The organism is Parascardovia denticolens DSM 10105 = JCM 12538 (genome assembly GCF_001042675.1).
Classification (GTDB): Bacteria; Actinomycetota; Actinomycetes; order Actinomycetales; family Bifidobacteriaceae; genus Scardovia; species Scardovia denticolens.
Genome location: NZ_AP012333.1, coordinates 65,561 through 82,197, shown reverse-complemented (window position 1 = coordinate 82,197; position 16,637 = coordinate 65,561). Strand labels below are relative to the sequence as shown.

Here is a 16,637-nt window from a genome sequence, read left to right as displayed (position 1 = left end):
GCCTGCCGGACTCGCCGGCCTGTCTTTCGTCCCCATCCCGCCAAAATCCTGTCAATGAACTTCCATCCTACGCAGGATGAACGATAAGAAGCCGTCAAAAGCCGGAAACCGGACGAACATCCACAAAAGATTCGCCCCGGAATCCCTTCCGGCAGCGTAACCGATAGAATGGCCACATGACAGCTTTACATGATGAAGGCGCGATCGACGACGAAGCGGTACGCATCCTCGACGAAAAAGATTACGATCAATCCATGCGGACCCTGGTCCTACCCACTTTGGACCGGGTCAAGACCGAAGGCTGGATGGAACCCGCCCAGCATAAAGGCCTGGCCGATCTGCCAGCCCCTCCCCAGTCCCATGAGGGCCGACTTTTTTACACCTCCTACCTGCATGACAAGGAGGACCAGGGCCAGGCGCCTGACCAGGTAGAACCGGCGGAACCGACGGCTGAGGGGAAGGAAAGCCAGGCAGACCCCTGCCACCGCAAGCAGCTGGTCATCCTCCACGGTTTCACCGACACCATCCCCCGCTACCACGAACTGATCTACTACTTCTACCAGGCCGGCTTCGACGTCTGGATGATGGAGCACCGCGGCCACGGCCTCTCCCCGCACGACTCCCCCGACACCAACGTGGTCTACATCGACGATTGGCGGCGTTACGTGCTGGATCAGGCCAAATTCGTCACCGAGATCGTCCGCCCCCACGGGGACGGGGACCTGGTGCTGTACGCCCATTCCATGGGAGGCGGCATCGGCCTGAGCCTGCTGGAGCAGTACCCGGACCTGTTCGACCGGGCGGTTTTCTCCTCCCCCATGGTGGAACCGCAGATGGGCGGGATCTCGGTCAAACAAGCCACGGCCATGGCCAACATCTTCTGCTTCTTCGGCCAAGGCAAAAAGCGGGTCTTCGCCCAAGGCGAATTCAGTCAGACCATGGACCGCCACGAGCCGGACGGCTACTCCTACCCCCGGGTCGTCTGGAAATTCCAGACCCGCCTGCAGAACGTGGGCTACCAGCTGAGCGCGGCCGCCTACCAGTGGGTGAGGGAAAGCGTGCGGATGTCCCGCTCCTTGCTCGAACAAAACAACATCGCCCGGATCAAGACCCCCTTCATCCTCTTCCAAGCCGAAAAAGACACCTACGTGAGCCTGCCCAAGCAGGATGAATTCCTGGCCAAACTGGACCAGGCTAACGCCTCCAATCCGGCGGGCGGCCCGGGCCGCAAGATCTTCATGACCGGGGCCCAGCACGACTACTCCCAGGCCACCAATGACATCCTGGAACCGGTGGTCCGCCAGTCGATCGCCTTCTTGGGCGGGACGGACAAACGGGAAAGAATGGAGAAGCCGGAAGAGGCGGACAAACGGGAAGGGAACCGGTGATGCCCGGGGAGGGGGACGACCCTTCTTCCGCCTTCCAGGCCCAAATCCTCTCCAGCGAACGTCTTTTCACCGGAAAGGTCTTCTCCGTCAACCGCTGCCAAGTGAAGCTGAGCGGGATTGGCGAGACCAAGGCCCATCCGGACGTGATCACCCGGGACTTGGTGGAACACGCCCCATGCGTGGTCATGCTGGTCCACGACGTTCCCGGGGACCTTTACTTCCTCCAGTACGAATACCGGATCGGGGCCGGTGGCTTCGTCCCCGGGCTGCCGGCCGGCTTCATCGACCCCTCCGAAGGGGCGGAAGCGGCCATGTTGCGCGAGATCCGGGAGGAGACCGGGGTCGTCCCCGAGCCGGATGGATACTGGGTCGACCCCGCCGGGGACTTCTACTCCTCGGAAGGCATGAGCGACGAACTGGCCCATATCGCCGTCATCCACCTGACCCGGTGGAAGCAGGGCGAGCAGGATCTGGACCAGTCCGAATACATCCAAGGGGGATGGGTCAGCTGGGAATGGCTGCTGACCGCCGGGGTGACGGCAAGCAACTCCGTCATCGCCATCCAGCATGAGCGGATCCGGCGGATTTTGGCCAAGGAAGCGGACGGAAAGCCGACGGCGCATAAGCCTTCCAAAGGCCTAAGGGTCGGCCTATGATGGAGGCATGACTATGCATCTTACTGTTCTGGACCATCCTCTGGTCAATCATAAGCTCACCGTTTTGCGTGACAAGAACACCCCTTCCAACATCTTCCGTGAACTGGTCAGCGAGCTGGTCACCTTGGAAGCCTATGAAGCGACCCACGACCTGGCCATCGAAGACCGGCCCATCGAAACCCCCGTGGCCCCTACCGTCGGCAAGTACCTGGCCGGCCCCAAGCCCATGGTCATCCCCATCCTCCGCGCCGGATTGGGCATGCTGGACGGCATGACCCGCCTCCTGCCCACCGCCGAAGTCGGTTTCCTGGGCATGAAACGGGATGAAAGCACTTTGGACATCATCACTTACGCCAACCGCCTGCCTGATGATCTGACCGACCGTCAGTGCTTCCTCCTGGACCCCATGCTGGCCACCGGCGGCACCCTGGTCGCCGCCATTCAATACCTGAAAGAACGCGGGGCCAAGGACGTGACCGCCATCGACATCATCGCCGCCCCCGAAGGCCTGGAACGGCTGAAGAAGGAGGTCGACCCCTCCATCGACTTCAAGGTAGTCGTCTGCGCCGTGGATGAGAAGCTGAACGACAAGGCTTACATCGTCCCCGGGCTGGGCGATGCCGGCGACCGTTTGTACGGCCTGGTCGACTAGTCCTTTCGACTCGTCCAGCCACGTCTTGATGACGATGGCATGAAAAACATTCGAAACGGTAAGGGGGAAGAGGAGCAGCCCGCCTGGTTCGCCCCTCTTCTTTTTCTTTTCCCTTTCCGATAATTGTCTTCCCCCGTCTTTTCCCTTCTCTTTTTTTTCCCCCCCCCTCCCCCTCCTTCCGATTCTTTCCCTAAGGCCGGTGCATGATGCTTAGTATTTTCGACATGTTCAGCGTAGGCGTTGGACCTTCCTCCTCCCATACCGTCGGCCCTATGCGGGCTGGGAAATCCTTCGCGGACGCCTTGGAGGAGAAGGGATTGATGGATTCCGTCGCCCGCGTCCATGCGACCCTTTACGGGTCTTTGTCCAGCACCGGCAAGGGGCACGGGACCGACAGGGCCGTCACCGCTGGTTTGGAAGGATGGGATCCGGAGACAGTGGACCCTTCCCACGTTCTGACTGTTTTGGATGAATGCTCCCGGAAGGGGAGCTTGCTTTTGGATTTCCGGCATCCGGTCGCTTTCCAACGTTCCGATGTGGAATTCGATTTGTGGAAGACCCTCACTTATCATCCCAATGGGATGAGTCTTTCCGCTTTTAACGACGCCGATCAGCGTATTTATCACGATACCGTCTATTCCGTGGGCGGCGGTTTCATCGTTCATAAGTCAGACCTGACCGATAAATCGAATCTGGCTGACAAGTCGGACCCAATGGAGGCCGACCAGGAGACGGATGAGCCCGATAAAATCAACGAGCGACCCATCCCCTACCCCTTCGGCACAGCTTCCGAACTAGTCAGCTTGTGCCACAAAGAAAAGAAGACCATCGCCCAGTTGGTTTACGCCAATGAAACCGCCATGCGGTCGGCGGAAGACGTGGACGCTTATCTGCGCAAGATCTGGTTCCATATGCAGGATTGCGTGCGCAACGGTTGCCTGAGCCAGGCCACCATGCTGCCGGGAGGGCTTCACGTCCCCCGCCGCGCCCCCAAGCTTTACCGGCATCTGGCCCGCAATGAGCGGACTCGGATTTTCGACGGGGACGCACCCGAACGGATCCAGCGTCCTTTGACCGACGCGATCAGAGGCGACAGCGTCATGGAGTGGGTGGACCTGTTCGCCCTGGCCGTTAATGAAGAGAATGCGGGAGGGGGCCGGATCGTCACCGCCCCGACCAACGGCGCCGCCGGCATCATCCCGGCAGTCCTGCATTACTACTGGTATTTCATCGACGGGGCCGATGAGAAGGGGGTAGCTGACTTCCTACTGACCGCATCGGCCATCGGCTATCTCTTCAAACGCAACGCCTCCATCTCCGGGGCCGAAGTCGGCTGCCAAGGGGAAGTGGGCAGCGCCTGTTCCATGGCCGCCGCCGGCCTGTGCGCGGTCTTGGGCGGGACCCCTCAGCAGGTGGAGAACGCTGCTGAGATCGGCATCGAGCATAACCTAGGCCTGACCTGCGACCCCATCGGCGGTCTGGTACAGATCCCCTGCATCGAACGCAACGCCATGGCCTCCAACACGGCCATCAACGCCGCCCGGATGGCCCGCCTGTCCGACGGCTCCCACATCGTCTCCTTGGATTCCGCCATCGAGACCATGAAGGAGACCGGTCACGACATGATGGAGAAATACCGGGAGACCTCGCGGGGAGGCCTGGCGGCCGTCGTGCAATGCTGACGCCGGATCGCTTCCGGCTCTGGCTCCGGTAAGGCCCGGCCTGACTCTAGTCCGGCTCCGGTCCGATGTTTCGGCTTCCGGTCAGACGATTTTCAGCTCAAACCGCCGGGCCAGGGAGTCGATATCGGGAACTCCGTACTTTGCCACGATCTGATGCCATCTTTCCAGGTTGCCCCCTCCGAAACGGGCGCAACGACGGGCGTAATCCTCCACGGACACGAAAGTGATGGGGTCCGACTTGCTGTTGAATTTGTCCGCGTACATGACGATCTCCTGCTCCCGCGTACGAGGCAGGTAATCATCGACCGGCAGGTCCAAGCCCTGGGATTCCACCGCCTGCCGGGTCAGACCCAGACCGGTGTGGTTCCGGGCGAATTGGGCGATGGATTCGTCGGCCCCGGAATCCAGCAGATACCGGTAGCCCAGGATCCCATGCTGGATGTAGTTATGGTGGAAGGTGACCGGCCTGCCCAAATCGCGGGCCTGGCGGTCATCGAGACCGGGGCCGGAAGCGTAGGACCCGGGGTCGTCCACGACCTGATAGGTGCCGATGTCATGCAGGAAACCGCCCAGAGTGGCCAGACGGATGTCAAGGGTGGCCTTGTCGGGGTCGCTGACGGGCAGGCCCAAGCAGATCTCCTGGGTCAGATAGGCCACGATGGCGCAGTGGGAGGCGATGAGGTCGAAAGCCCGCTCGCCGGGGGCCTGGTCCTCGTGCAAAGACAAGGCCCAGTCCAGGGTTTCGCCGGCCAGGTCCAGCCGGGGAAGAAGGTCGTTCAGAATCCTCTTGTTCCAGTCATCCCGCTTCGTCAGCTCGTCCATCCATCCTCCTGAAAGTTCGTCAGTCCTCATCATACGCCGGTGGATGTGGCAGGGCGGCACGGCTTTGAGATGAATCAGCCCGATCCATTCCCGCTTGCCGATAGACTGAGGGGGTGCGAATCATGGATCAGGTTCATCAGACGGTTTCCAGGATCCGGCGCAACGGCTACGAGGCCGTCATCGCTGGAGCCTTGGTGGCCGTATGCCTGATCATGGGACTGATCATCGGCCTGCGGACCACGCACGGCGACAACACCCCGCAGATGAGGCAGGCGCAGACCATGGGGCAGGAGGCGACGACCCCACTCAAGCCCAAGAGCTCCGTCCGAGAGCCTAGCCGGAAACAGAGCCAGCCATCCCAACCTACTCGGCCTTCCCAGCGGGCTCAATCCAAGACGGGCGGGAACAAGGGCCAGACCCTAGCTATCGACTGGCGCAAGCCCACCGGAGGGAAACAGCCGAATCTGGCCGCCTACCGGAACCTATCCGTCGAGGTCGACCTGGCCAAGCAAAGGGTCTACGTCCTGTCGGGCAAGAAGACGATCTACACGGCCGTGGTCTCCACCGGCATGAACGGGAGCACCCCGCGCGGCCATTTCGTGGCCGGTGACCATAGCGACACCCCTCGGGGGGCCAGCTTTTTCAACACCCGCGAGAAGATGGGGGCGAAGAACTGGATCCGAATCCAGGGCGACATCCTCTTCCACTCGGTCCCCACCGATGAAAAAGAATCATACATCACCAGCGAGGCGCGGAAATTAGGACGGCCTGCCTCTCACGGCTGCGTGCGTATGAGCGTGGCCGACAGCAAATGGTTCTTCGACCAGCTGCCTGACGGCACTCCGGTGAGGATTTACTGAATTATTCCCGTCGGCGCATTTTCCACTCTTCTAGCGATATCAGGCGGAAAGAAGGCGGATTCAGCCTGGCTGCGGATAGAATATGTGACATGTCCGCAAATACAACGAATACCCATTCCGAGATCGATCCCGCCGACCCTTGGCGCAATCCTTTGAGGGATCCCCGCGACCTGCGCATGCAGCAGATCGCCGGACCCTGCTCCGTCGTGCTCTTCGGCGTCACCGGCGACCTTTCCAAACGCAAACTTCTGCCGGCCATCTATGACTTGATGAACCGGGGCCTTCTGCCCGCCGGGTTCGGCTTGGTCGGCTTCGGCCGCAGGCCCTGGTCCCACGATGACTTCGCCGCCTTCGTGCGCGAGAACGTGGAGAAACGCTGCCGCACTCCTTTCCTGGAGTCCACCTGGAACCGGCTGAGCGACTGCCTGCGCTTCGTCCAAGGGACCTTCGACGACTCCGAGGCCTTCACCCGCCTGAGCGAAACCGTGGCCGAACTGGACCGGGTCAAAGGGACCGAAGGCAATCACGCCTTCTACATGTCCATCCCGCCCAGGGACTTCCCCATCGTGGCCCAGCAGCTGGCCAACTCCGGCCTGGCCTACTCCACGGAAGACGCCTGGAGGCGGGTCATCATCGAGAAGCCTTTCGGCCATGACCTGGAAAGCTCCCGGGAGCTGGACAGGGTGGTGGCCAACGTCTTCGACCCCGACTCCATCTTCCGCATCGACCATTACCTGGGCAAGGAGACCGTCCAGAACATCCTGGCCCTGCGCTTCTCCAACATGATGTTCGAGCCCATCTGGAACTCCAACTACGTCAGCCATGTGGAGATCACCATGGCCGAAGACCTGGGCATCGGAGGCCGCGCCGGCTATTATGACGGCATCGGCGCCGCCCGGGACATCATCCAGAACCACCTGCTCCAGCTCATGGCCCTGACCGCCATGGAGGAGCCGGCCTCTTTCACCGCCCATGACCTGGCCTTGGAGAAAATCAAGGTCCTCTCTTCGGTCCGGCTGCCTGAAGACCTGGCCAGGCACACGGCCCGGGGGCAGTATTCGGCCGGCTGGCAGGGGTCGGAGAAAGTCGTGGGCTATCTGGAGGAGAAAGGGATCGATCCTCAGTCCACCACGGAGACCTATGCCGCCATTCGCCTGAACATCGACAACCGGCGCTGGGCCGGCGTCCCCTTCTACCTGCGTACCGGCAAACGCCTGGGCAAGCGGGTGACCGAAATCGCCGTCAACTTCAAGCGGGCCCCTCATCAGCTCTTCACCACGGCCGAAGGGCAACAACTGGGGGAGAACGCCATCGTCCTGCGCATCCAGCCGGATGAAGGCATCACCTTGCGTTTCGGCTCCAAAGTGCCCGGCACGGCCATGGAGATCCGTGACGTGAATATGGACTTCACCTACGGCACCTCCTTCACCGAGGCCTCCCCCGAGGCTTACGAACGCCTGATCCTGGACGTGCTCATGGGCGACCCGCCCCTCTTCCCCACCTCCCAGGAGATCGACCTTTCCTGGAAGATCCTTGACCCCATCGAAGAATTCTGGGCCACACTGGGCCAGCCGGAGCCATACCGGGCCGGCACCTGGGGACCTGAGCAGGCGGACCGCATGCTGGCCGTGGATGGCCACAGCTGGCGTATGCCCTGATTCTCCCGGCAGCGAAAACCACTCATCAGCGAGAAAAGCGAACAATCATGAAATTCAAGCTTAAGAATTGCACCACGGCGCAAATCACCGATAAGATCAACGCCCTCCATGAGCAAAGGGGCGAGTCCGCCAACGGCCGCGTCTTCACCATGCTCATCCGCACCACCAAGGACGAATTGGAGAACGCCCTGACCGCGGTCAACCTCGCCAGCCGCGAACATCCCTGCCGCATCATCGCCATCGCCACGTGCGCTTGCAGGCAGGACGAAGACACTGACGCCCCGCTCACCGCGGAAATCCGCTTCGGGGCCGACGCCGGGGCCGGCGAAGTCATCATCCTCTACCCCGCCGGAGGCCTCCTGCGCCACCTTGACACCCTGGTCATCCCCCTCCTGGTGCCGGACGTGCCCATCATGGCCTGGTGGCCGACCGAAGCCCCGGAAGACCCTTCAAACGACCAGATCGGCCGCATGGCCCGCAGCCGGATCACGGACGTCCTGCGTTCCTCCGATCCGGTCAGGACCTTCGAAAACGTCCGCGCCCATTGGAACTCGGAAGACACCGACCTTTCCTGGACCCGGCTGACCATTTGGCGCAGCCAGCTGGCGGCTTTGATCGGCCAGCCCCCGCACAGCCCCATCAAATCCGTCGCCCTGCGTGGGGCCGAAGGCTATCTCCCCTTGGAATTGTTGGCCTCCTGGCTGGCCTGGTCCCTGAAGGTCCCCGTGACCGTGCACCGGGATCCGGACGCGTCCAACGTGACCGGAGTGTATGTGGAAAGGGAGAACGGCACCGCCAGCCTGGTGCGCACCGGAACCGACACCCTGCAAGTGCAGGAACCTGGCCGGGCCCCGCAGATCGTCCCCGTCCCCCACCGCACTCTGGCTGACTGCCTGAGCGAGGAAATGCGGCGGCTGGACCCGGATTCCATTTATGCGGCCGTTCTTCAGAAAGGATGGGACCTCATCGATCACGACGGCGAAGGTGACGGCGGACATTAAGCCGGACGCCTCCTCCCCGCGGATCTCAACCAACCCTGACATGCCTGTGAAAGGATCAAACCTATGATGAATGGAAAATCGACGATATCCGAAACGCTTCCCCCATCCCGGACGAACGCTCAGCCGGTCCTGGCCGTCACCGGCGTGACCGGGCATATCGGCGGTCTGGTCGCTCGGGGATTGTCCCGCGAAAACCTTCCCTTCCGCGCCCTCGCCAGGGAATCATCACTCATCAGGATTCCTGAATTACCCGGTATGGCCAAAGAAGCTTTCGTCTACGGCGACTCGCCGATCACCCGGCGGGCTTTAAGCGGAATCGACACTCTTTTCATGGTATCCGCGCGGGAAAGCGCTACAAGGATGGATGAGCATCGCGGATTCGTGAACGCGGCCAAAGCCGCAGGCGTGCGGCAGATCGTTTACACATCTTTCGATGGGGCTTCCCGGGACTCCGCTTTCACTTTGGGAAGAGACCATTATCAGACTGAGGAATACATCAAAGAATCCGGCATATCCTACACTTTCCTTCGGGATAATTTTTATCTGGAAGCCTTGATCGACTGGGCTTCATCGGGCGTCATCGCAGGCCCAGCCGGGGATGGCAAGGTGTCGGCCGTCTCCCAACGGGATGTGGCCGCCGCCGCTACCGCCATCATGCGGAATCCCCGGAACCATATCGGTCAAACGTATACCCTGACCGGACCGGAGGCCTTGAGTCTAGAGGACTTTGCACGACGCTATACCTCTTCGACCGGCACCCGGGTGACTTATCGGAACCAGACCGTCGAAGAGGCGTATGCTTCTCGGCGGCGTGACTATGATGCGCCCGACTGGATGCTGGACGCCTGGGTATCGACATACACAGCCATCGCCTCGGGGTGGCTCGCGCATGTCAGCACTGACATCCGGCTCTTGACCGGAAAGGATCCCCTCTCCCTGGAGGACCTGGTCAAGCGGGAAAAACAAAGGGAAGAACCGGAAAGAATCGAAATCGGCTGGCTGGCCGCTGGAGCTTAGAGCTTAGAAGCGGCCTGCCTGTCCAGGAACCACATGGTCTCCTCGGTCCCCTGCCCGAAAGAGCTGGGGACTTCTTCGTCATTGACTGTATGCAGGGCTCTGACCGCCGCCTCGGCCTTGCGCTGGCCGGTGACGATGAACCAGACGTAAGAGCTGCCTTGAATGAAGGAGGCGGTCAGGGTCAGCCGCAGAGGAGGCATTTTGGGGGAATCGACGACCGGCAGGACCAGGTGGGAGTCGTCATCGTCGAAAATCTGGGGATAGCCGGGGAAGAGGGAGGCGAAGTGGCCGTCCGGCCCCATGCTGAAGAGGGCGATATCCATGTGGCCCTTGTCCCCCAGTTGATTGAGCAGCTCGTCCTGGTAAGCGGAAGCGGCCGGGACCAGGGCCTTGAGGTTGGCATCGGCGTCATCCTTCTCGCAGGTGATCGTCTGTTCGGGGCGGGGATCAGCCGGCATCTCGTGGATGTTCCCTTCCGGCAGTCCATGGTGGGCGGCCAGGTCATCCAACCAGGCGTCACGGGCCTGGAGGGCGTTGCGGTCCTGATCGTCAGCGGCGACGAAACGCTCGTCCCCCCACCAGAAATGGATGCGGGAGAAGTCCAGGGAATCCAGGATCAGACCCACGGAATCAGGGCCAGCCGGGGCCTGCGCATAGGCGTGGCAGTCATCCGTCCTGTCTGTCCGGCTTTCCGGATTTGTTTGGCTTTCCATGAGGGCGCGGGCCACATCCAGCATGGCGATGCCGTCGGTCCCTCCCGTCAAAGCGATATCCACCCTGTCCTGGCTGGCTAAAAGCTGGCTGGTCTTTTCGAGGAGGGCGGCCACGATGGCGGAGATCGCCTGGTCGCGGTCGGGGTAAATCAGAGCTGTCTTAGGTCCGAAGGTCTTGGTTTCCACGGTCATACCCCCAATTTTATAGGGACTAAATGACGACTGGGAGACCCGTCAAGGGGACAGGAAAGGTCTGTGGATCAATCCCTCTTCCTGGTCCGCAAGACCAGTTTCCCGAGAATCCAGTCAAGCAGGACGATCAGGGCGCAGATGACCAAGGAGACGGCCAGGACGATGAGCATGTTGCGGATGACGCTGGCCCAGCCCAGGACCAAAACGTTGACGAACCCGTAAGGGTATTCCTGGACCAGGATGCCGTACAGGGACATCCAGACCACCCAGGCGAGGGGAACCGTCAGACACCGGGTGATGACCCCGGAGCCGGAAAGGTCCCGCGGTCCCCAGATCAGCCAGACCAGCCAGGTGACGGTGGGCGTCACGATGTGCTGCCAGGGATTGGTAATCACCGCCCACCCTTTGAGTCTGACGTAAGGGGAGATGACGGTCGCGTAAATGATGGCGGTCACCAGGATCATGATGAGGGCCGCCAGATGTATGCCTTTGCGCCATTTGGTCCGCCTGGCGGGGTTGATGGCCAGGACCAGGGTGACCACGGCCACCATGATGTTGGACCACATGGTGAAATAACTCAATTGCTGGAGCAGGCGTCCATACCAGGAGGAAGTCACGGAGGGATGGGAGCCAAAAAGCCCATAGCCGGTGGCGATGTTCTCGTATTCGCCCAAGGCGGCCAGGGTGTTGGTCAGGAGCACCCCGCCCCAGGCGATGATGGCGTTCGCCCATAAGGCCGGGCGGGTTCCTTTGACAAGCGGGGCCGTTTCGATTTCGTCATATCGGGTCGTTTCCGCTTTTTCCGCAGGCATGTCAGTCATTGCGTTCATCCTCTGTTGTTCCTGAATCCCCTGATACCGCCGAGAGTCTCTGAAAAGCGATTCCTTCAAAGACGCTCAGGTGAGATGACTTCCAGCCTAGCGGGGACCCTTCCCAGTCATTTTCCAGCCCGATGCTCGGCACGCAACTCAAACCTGTCATCACAAAGAGCATAGAAATCATAATTCGACGGGGCATCTGACGAATCAACCGCATCCCCGCGGTGATGCACCACACCATCCGAACCCATACCATCCCGAGCCCACACCACATCAGCACGCCGCCTACACCACGCGATGAAACGGGGAGGATTCCCCTCGAACACGCGATCCTCCCTGACACGCCACTCCCACTGCGGACCATAGAAGGAACGAACCCGGCCGACACTCGTCCTATACCTCGGATGCAAACGGTTATACGCCGCCACAGCGCCAGACAGCAACCTCACACCCTCCGGCCTCAACGGATCCCTCCACCAACGCCCCGGATCACCCGACCGCGCGAAACCAGCGGGAACAGGCTTGAAAGAAACCTCCCCCACTTTCGTATACTGAGGCACAGCCTTCTCATACGCCCAACTCATCTGCTCCGTAAACCGCCTCCCCGCACCAGCCACATACCCCACCACCGACACCAGGCCACGACCCACCATCACAGCCACCACAACAAACAAAACCGTCAAAACAACCCTGCGCCGACGCCACCACCGGTCAGAAATACCCCTGACAGCCATCACCGCCTCCCCACATCTGAACGCGACTCAAACCTGTCATCACAAAGAGCATAGAAATCATAATTCGACGGGGCATCTGACGAATCAACCGCATCCCCGCGGTGATGCACCACACCATCCGAACCCATACCATCCCGAGCCCACACCACATCAGCACGCCGCCTACACCATTTGTCGAAGTTCCTGATATCTGGCGTGAACCGTCTGGGGTCTTGCAGCTCACTGATTACTCTTTCCCGATTCACAGTCAGGCATGAGCCATTATGCGCACGGGTGAAATCGGCTTCATAGGCGCGTAACGCCTTATCCATGTTCTGCTTATAGGTTGTATTGTAAACAAAACGATAATCATTCGAATCATCGTAATATCCATGGTATGGCGCTCCAGAATCGCCATGGAAAGAGTAGGCGCAAGCGCAATTGCCGTGTTTCATCAGTTCGCTTCTCGCATTAAAATCCATCAGTGAATCAAAATAATCTTGTGCTTGTTGAAGCCTCTGGTGATCATCGGCGTCACAGTATGTCCTGATCAGATCCTTTACGAAACTTGCTCCCGGTACGGCCGTCAGGACCAAATCTTCCGCCTTGCCCAGAGTCTTATCCATGACGAACTTCCCGGCGCTTGTCCACAGATTAAATTGTCCAGCCTGGTCCGCTTTCTTCAAACCGGCAAGCATATCGCTGACATCCATTGGGCTGCCGGAAACGTTAGTGACTGTGTATAAAGACGGGGAAGCTTGTTGACGTCGAGGGTCATAAACGTAAAAATCTGACTTGAGAGCCAGGAATCGCGCAGTCGCGCAGTCGGAATCCTCCCCCTTATCTCTCGCAGAGGCTTGCCCTTCAACGTGTGAGGCGATGTTGACAGTGAAATCGGGACCATCCGGGTTCAGGGACCAGATGGCTTTCCTCCCCGAATTCGGCTCCACCGTTGGCTGTAACGAATGGAGGGAATAAAGCAGCTGATTGATCATCATTCGATTCCCCCATCTCCATGCTTTCGCAGGTTCCTTATCCCCCATTGGCATCGCCATATTATGCATTTCCTGCTGGGAGGCTTCAAACATCTTGTCGAGAAAGCTGCTTCTCTTATAGCCATAGCCATCCACTCCCAAATCGAATGTACCCGCGGGATTTTTGGTGAATCCTGCGATCCCATGCACGTTGGTGATCCGCAGGAACCCCCCATTTCAGGATTTTCTGCAGACTGACGATGTCAGGGTTCCCGTTGGTATAGATGCCATCAGCCATGGCGTCAAGCGCCTCCAAGGCCGTTTCAGCCTGGCTGCCGTTCGTCAGATCCGGCGGCAGCCGGAAAAACGCATGCCATAACTGTTCATTCGGTTTGCCGTCAAGATACAGATCTTCCCTGGCAAGCCTCCCATCAAAATAGGCGGAAGCCAAAGCGTCGAATTCCTGTGGGGTGAGGATCCTCTTGATTTTTTCGATCTGTTCCGGGGTGTAACCGGCTTTCAGCAGATAAAGGTCTTTCATCTCTTCCTGAATGCCAATGCCGGACTTTTCATACCGTTGCGCGGCATTGAAATAATCCAGGCCTTCCAGGTGGAAGGAAACGCTCCTGGCCGCCTGGTCATACTCCTCTTTCACGGCCTGGGCCCTTCTCTTCAAAGCGTTCAAATCATCTTGCGCACTGTGATATTTCGTGCGGTAAACAGCCGAATCGTCCTGGAGGCGCTCGAGCCGGGATTTAAGAATGCCTGACCCCTTGCTCTGCAACGGAGGCTTGAATTGAGCATGAAGGTCCGAGGGAGGTTTCAGCATGTTGATCTGAGCTTCGGTCCCGCGGATGAGGTTCGCGTAACGGACCATCTCACTTTTGGCGTCGACGGCCCTGTCATAAATCACGCCCATTTTCATCTGAGCATCGCTGACGGCCGTATGCCATAATGCCATTTGCCTGCCGGCGGCGTCCATATCGGCAGCCATTTTAGAGAACGAGGAACTGATCTGAGAGGTCTTCTGTTCCAAGGCCGAGGCGTATTTCCCCGCCAGACCGCTTGTCGCAGTGAAAGCGGTTTTCATGCTTTTCGCGGCGCCATTCAAAGTATAAGCGTGCTCCTTGTACTTCGACTCCACATAATAAATCATTTGCGTGCTGCCGGGTGTCGGTTCGCCGCTGAAATCAAGCAGGCTCCAGTCATTGGTCCGGGAATAGCCCATCAGCGTTCCCCCTCCTTATCTTGAATCTTCATCTTACTTGTATCAACGTTACTCCGTTAGCGGCGTCCCCGTCATCTTCCCGGCATGGACCTGCTTGTCCGGCAGCTTTCGGCCATCCAGGTAAGCGGCGAGAGCGGAATCGACAGAGGTCGACCGGGTCTCGATCCCGCTGATGGCCGTGCTCAGCCTTTGCAACTCGTCGACAAAACCAGTGACCGCGGCTTTGAATCCTAATGTCAAATAGGATACGTCAAGCCTTACTTTGGAATCGCCGCAACCATCTGACTCAACGCCGGCAAAGCTGATACCGGCAACAGCGTTGCCGATATGGTTGACCGAACTGCGAACAGTCGCCACGGAGTCGGAATCAATCCTTAACGAAACCATTGCTTGCTCCTTCCGCTCTTCTCGGTTTTGAAGGTCAGAACACTACGACAAATTAGTGATGCTAGTATTACCACTCTCTGAGGAAAACGATAAAAACAGGGCCAGACGGCGTATCTCACCATTACCGGCGGTGTATCTCATCGTAGTCATCGTATCGAACCGTCCTCTCAACCTGTCAAGCTGTCCTGTCAAACCTGTACCAAACCCTGTATGTCACTTTAGCATAAAAATACGTAAGTGGCAGGCAGGGTCTCCCTAGATGATATGAAATTCCCGGCCAGAATCCCCGACCAGCCTAGTTGCTGCTGACTTCCTGACGACCTTCTTTGGCCCATAAAGTGTGGAAGGTCCCCGGCATATCCACGCGCTTGTAAGTATGGGCGCCGAAGAAATCACGCTGGCCCTGGACCAGGGCGGCGGGCAGGCGGCCGGACCGCAGGCCGTCATAGTAAGACAAGGAACTGGCGAAGGCTGGCACGGGGATGCCGGCCTGAGCGGCGGCGGCTACCACCTTGCGCCAGGCGGCCTGGGCGTCCTCCACGGCGGATTTGAAGTAGTCGGCGAAGAGGAGGGAGCTGAACTTGCGGCCGGAATCGTATGCATCGGAAATGCGGTTGAGGAACTTGGCCCGGATGATGCAGCCGCCACGCCAAATGCGGGCGACGGCCCCCAAATCGATATGCCAGTTATGCTCTTCGGCCCCGGCCTGAATCTCGTCGAATCCCTGAGCATAAGCCACTATCTTGGAAGCGTAGAGGGCCTGGCGGATGGCCTCCACGAAGGCCGCCTTATCCATGCCGGCGGCGGAGAGGTCAATGCGGCCGTCAGGACCAGCCAAAGGATTGGCCAGGTTCTCCTTGCGCTGCTCGGTCTGCCCGGAAAGGCCGCGGGCGAAGACGGCTTCGGCGATTCCGGTCACGGGCACGGCCAGGGACAGGGCGGTCTGCACGGTCCAGGTGCCGGTCCCCTTCATGCCCGCCTGGTCCACGACCACGTCCACGAAAGGCTTGCCGGTCTTGGCGTCGGTGTGATGCAGGACTTCGGAAGTGATCTCCACCAGGTAGGAGTCCAGCTCCCCCTTGTTCCAGTCATCAAAGACGTCGCCGATTTCGGTCGGGGACATGCCCAAGCCACGGCGCATGAGGTCATAGCTCTCGCCGATCAGCTGCATATCGGCGTATTCGATGCCGTTGTGCACCATCTTCACGAAATGGCCGGCTCCGTTCTCGCCGATGTGGGTGACGCAGGGCTCCCCTTCGGCCTTGGCCGCGATGGATTCGAAAATGGGCTTGAGGTACTCCCAAGACCAGTCGCTGCCGCCGGGCATCATGGATGGTCCCTTGAGGGCGCCTTCTTCGCCGCCGGAAATGCCGCAGCCGACGAAATGCAGGCCATGGGCGGACACGTTCTTCTCGCGGCGGATGGTGTCCTCATAGAAGGAGTTGCCCCCGTCGATGATGATGTCTTCGGGCTCCATGACCCCCAACAACTCATCGATCACGGCGTCGGTCGCAGGGCCGGCGGTGATCATGAGGATGACCTTGCGGGGCTTGGCCAAAGAAGCAACGAACTCTTCCATGGTCTCGGAAGGGATGAAAGCGCCTTCGGACCCATAACTCTTCATGAAGTCGACGGTCTTGGAGCTATGACGGTTGTAAACGGCCACCGTGTTGTCATGGTGGGCGAGGTTGCGGGCCAGGCTGGCCCCCATGACTCCCAAACCGATGACGCCGATGTTCGCCTTGGCGCCTCCGGATGCGGTTGCTGTCAAATCGGACATGTGGAAACCTCCTGATATAGGGTCACAGACCTCTCTGTGAATTCTAGAATTCCAATCGATTCCTAGGCCCCATGATACCGGCCTGACTGGAAGCTC

Annotated in this window: 15 protein-coding genes; 8 read left to right on the top strand and 7 right to left on the bottom strand. The window is 59.6% G+C overall.

Annotated elements, in window-relative coordinates; all coding sequences use genetic code 11:
- Positions 1-176 precede the first annotated feature (176 nt).
- The 4 genes from PSDT_RS00360 to PSDT_RS00345 all read left to right on the top strand — a co-directional run bounded on the left by PSDT_RS00360 (position 177) and on the right by PSDT_RS00345 (position 4,378).
- Entirely contained in the window at positions 177-1,388 is a 1,212-nt protein-coding gene (locus PSDT_RS00360) for an alpha/beta fold hydrolase (RefSeq protein ID WP_006288390.1), read from the top strand.
- Positions 1,388-2,044: an NUDIX hydrolase gene (locus PSDT_RS00355; RefSeq protein WP_006290806.1), complete on the top strand. Its 657-nt coding sequence runs from the start codon at positions 1,388-1,390 to the stop codon at positions 2,042-2,044. Before PSDT_RS00360 ends, PSDT_RS00355 begins: the two co-directional genes overlap by 1 nt.
- A 13-nt stretch (positions 2,045-2,057) precedes the next feature.
- Positions 2,058-2,696, top strand: a complete 639-nt coding sequence (gene upp / locus PSDT_RS00350; RefSeq protein WP_036737495.1) for a uracil phosphoribosyltransferase — start codon at positions 2,058-2,060, stop codon at positions 2,694-2,696.
- A gap of 206 nt (positions 2,697-2,902) precedes the next feature.
- Entirely contained in the window at positions 2,903-4,378 is a 1,476-nt protein-coding gene (locus PSDT_RS00345) for an L-serine ammonia-lyase (RefSeq protein ID WP_006288393.1), read from the top strand.
- Between the two features lie 81 nt (positions 4,379-4,459).
- Here PSDT_RS00345 and PSDT_RS00340 read toward each other — a convergent pair whose 3' ends face one another.
- Positions 4,460-5,200, bottom strand: coding sequence for an HD domain-containing protein (locus tag PSDT_RS00340; protein ID WP_006288394.1), 741 nt, complete (start codon positions 5,198-5,200; stop codon positions 4,460-4,462).
- Positions 5,201-5,322: 122 nt separating this feature from the next.
- Here PSDT_RS00340 and PSDT_RS00335 point away from each other — a divergent pair, with 122 nt between their 5' ends.
- From PSDT_RS00335 to PSDT_RS00320, 4 genes are all read left to right on the top strand, one after another.
- Positions 5,323-6,060: a L,D-transpeptidase gene (locus PSDT_RS00335; protein WP_006290810.1), complete on the top strand. Its 738-nt coding sequence runs from the start codon at positions 5,323-5,325 to the stop codon at positions 6,058-6,060.
- 89 nt (positions 6,061-6,149) lie between these two features.
- Entirely contained in the window at positions 6,150-7,718 is a 1,569-nt protein-coding gene (gene zwf, locus PSDT_RS00330; RefSeq protein WP_006288396.1) for a glucose-6-phosphate dehydrogenase, read from the top strand.
- Between the two features lie 47 nt (positions 7,719-7,765).
- Complete coding sequence (locus PSDT_RS00325; RefSeq protein ID WP_006290812.1) at positions 7,766-8,719, top strand: glucose-6-phosphate dehydrogenase assembly protein OpcA; 954 nt, start codon at positions 7,766-7,768, stop codon at positions 8,717-8,719.
- A gap of 63 nt (positions 8,720-8,782) precedes the next feature.
- Positions 8,783-9,736: an SDR family oxidoreductase gene (locus PSDT_RS00320; RefSeq protein WP_006290813.1), complete on the top strand. Its 954-nt coding sequence runs from the start codon at positions 8,783-8,785 to the stop codon at positions 9,734-9,736.
- Here the strand turns inward: PSDT_RS00320 and pgl are convergent.
- The 6 genes from pgl to gndA all read right to left on the bottom strand — a co-directional run bounded on the left by pgl (position 9,733) and on the right by gndA (position 16,541).
- Positions 9,733-10,641, bottom strand: coding sequence for a 6-phosphogluconolactonase (gene pgl, locus PSDT_RS00315; RefSeq protein WP_006288399.1), 909 nt, complete (start codon positions 10,639-10,641; stop codon positions 9,733-9,735). The genes PSDT_RS00320 and pgl overlap by 4 nt on opposite strands.
- A gap of 68 nt (positions 10,642-10,709) precedes the next feature.
- Positions 10,710-11,471, bottom strand: coding sequence for a Pr6Pr family membrane protein (locus PSDT_RS00310; protein ID WP_223293504.1), 762 nt, complete (start codon positions 11,469-11,471; stop codon positions 10,710-10,712).
- 721 nt (positions 11,472-12,192) lie between these two features.
- Positions 12,193-13,356 carry a YdgH/BhsA/McbA family protein gene (locus tag PSDT_RS00300; protein WP_171820995.1) on the bottom strand — a complete coding sequence of 388 codons (1,164 nt, stop codon included), beginning with the start codon at positions 13,354-13,356 and terminating at the stop codon, positions 12,193-12,195.
- Positions 13,283-14,374, bottom strand: a complete 1,092-nt coding sequence (locus tag PSDT_RS00295) for a hypothetical protein (RefSeq protein WP_006288402.1) — start codon at positions 14,372-14,374, stop codon at positions 13,283-13,285. The genes PSDT_RS00300 and PSDT_RS00295 overlap by 74 nt, the downstream gene beginning before the upstream one ends.
- Before the next feature lie 48 nt (positions 14,375-14,422).
- The gene (locus tag PSDT_RS00290) at positions 14,423-14,761 is read right to left on the bottom strand and encodes a hypothetical protein (RefSeq protein WP_006288403.1); all 339 of its coding nucleotides are present in this window, start codon (positions 14,759-14,761) and stop codon (positions 14,423-14,425) included.
- A 295-nt stretch (positions 14,762-15,056) separates the two neighbouring features.
- A complete protein-coding gene (gene gndA, locus PSDT_RS00285) occupies positions 15,057-16,541 on the bottom strand; it encodes an NADP-dependent phosphogluconate dehydrogenase (RefSeq protein WP_006290820.1) in 1,485 nt (494 codons plus the stop codon).
- Positions 16,542-16,637: the final 96 nt, after the last annotated feature.

Bases quoted from the DNA above. Each gene is read 5' to 3' on its own strand.
- zwf (WP_006288396.1), top strand. From the start codon at position 6,150: ATGTCCGCAAATACAACGAATACCCATTCCGAGATCGATCCCGCCGAC.
- PSDT_RS00290 (WP_006288403.1), bottom strand. From the start codon at position 14,761: ATGGTTTCGTTAAGGATTGATTCCGACTCCGTGGCGACTGTTCGCAGT.
- PSDT_RS00345 (WP_006288393.1), top strand. From the start codon at position 2,903: ATGCTTAGTATTTTCGACATGTTCAGCGTAGGCGTTGGACCTTCCTCC.
- gndA (WP_006290820.1), bottom strand. From the start codon at position 16,541: ATGTCCGATTTGACAGCAACCGCATCCGGAGGCGCCAAGGCGAACATC.
- PSDT_RS00320 (WP_006290813.1), top strand. From the start codon at position 8,783: ATGATGAATGGAAAATCGACGATATCCGAAACGCTTCCCCCATCCCGG.
- upp (WP_036737495.1), top strand. From the start codon at position 2,058: ATGCATCTTACTGTTCTGGACCATCCTCTGGTCAATCATAAGCTCACC.
- PSDT_RS00335 (WP_006290810.1), top strand. From the start codon at position 5,323: ATGGATCAGGTTCATCAGACGGTTTCCAGGATCCGGCGCAACGGCTAC.
- PSDT_RS00310 (WP_223293504.1), bottom strand. From the start codon at position 11,471: ATGAACGCAATGACTGACATGCCTGCGGAAAAAGCGGAAACGACCCGA.
- PSDT_RS00340 (WP_006288394.1), bottom strand. From the start codon at position 5,200: ATGGACGAGCTGACGAAGCGGGATGACTGGAACAAGAGGATTCTGAAC.
- PSDT_RS00295 (WP_006288402.1), bottom strand. From the start codon at position 14,374: ATGGGCTATTCCCGGACCAATGACTGGAGCCTGCTTGATTTCAGCGGC.
- pgl (WP_006288399.1), bottom strand. From the start codon at position 10,641: ATGACCGTGGAAACCAAGACCTTCGGACCTAAGACAGCTCTGATTTAC.
- PSDT_RS00360 (WP_006288390.1), top strand. From the start codon at position 177: ATGACAGCTTTACATGATGAAGGCGCGATCGACGACGAAGCGGTACGC.
- PSDT_RS00325 (WP_006290812.1), top strand. From the start codon at position 7,766: ATGAAATTCAAGCTTAAGAATTGCACCACGGCGCAAATCACCGATAAG.
- PSDT_RS00355 (WP_006290806.1), top strand. From the start codon at position 1,388: ATGCCCGGGGAGGGGGACGACCCTTCTTCCGCCTTCCAGGCCCAAATC.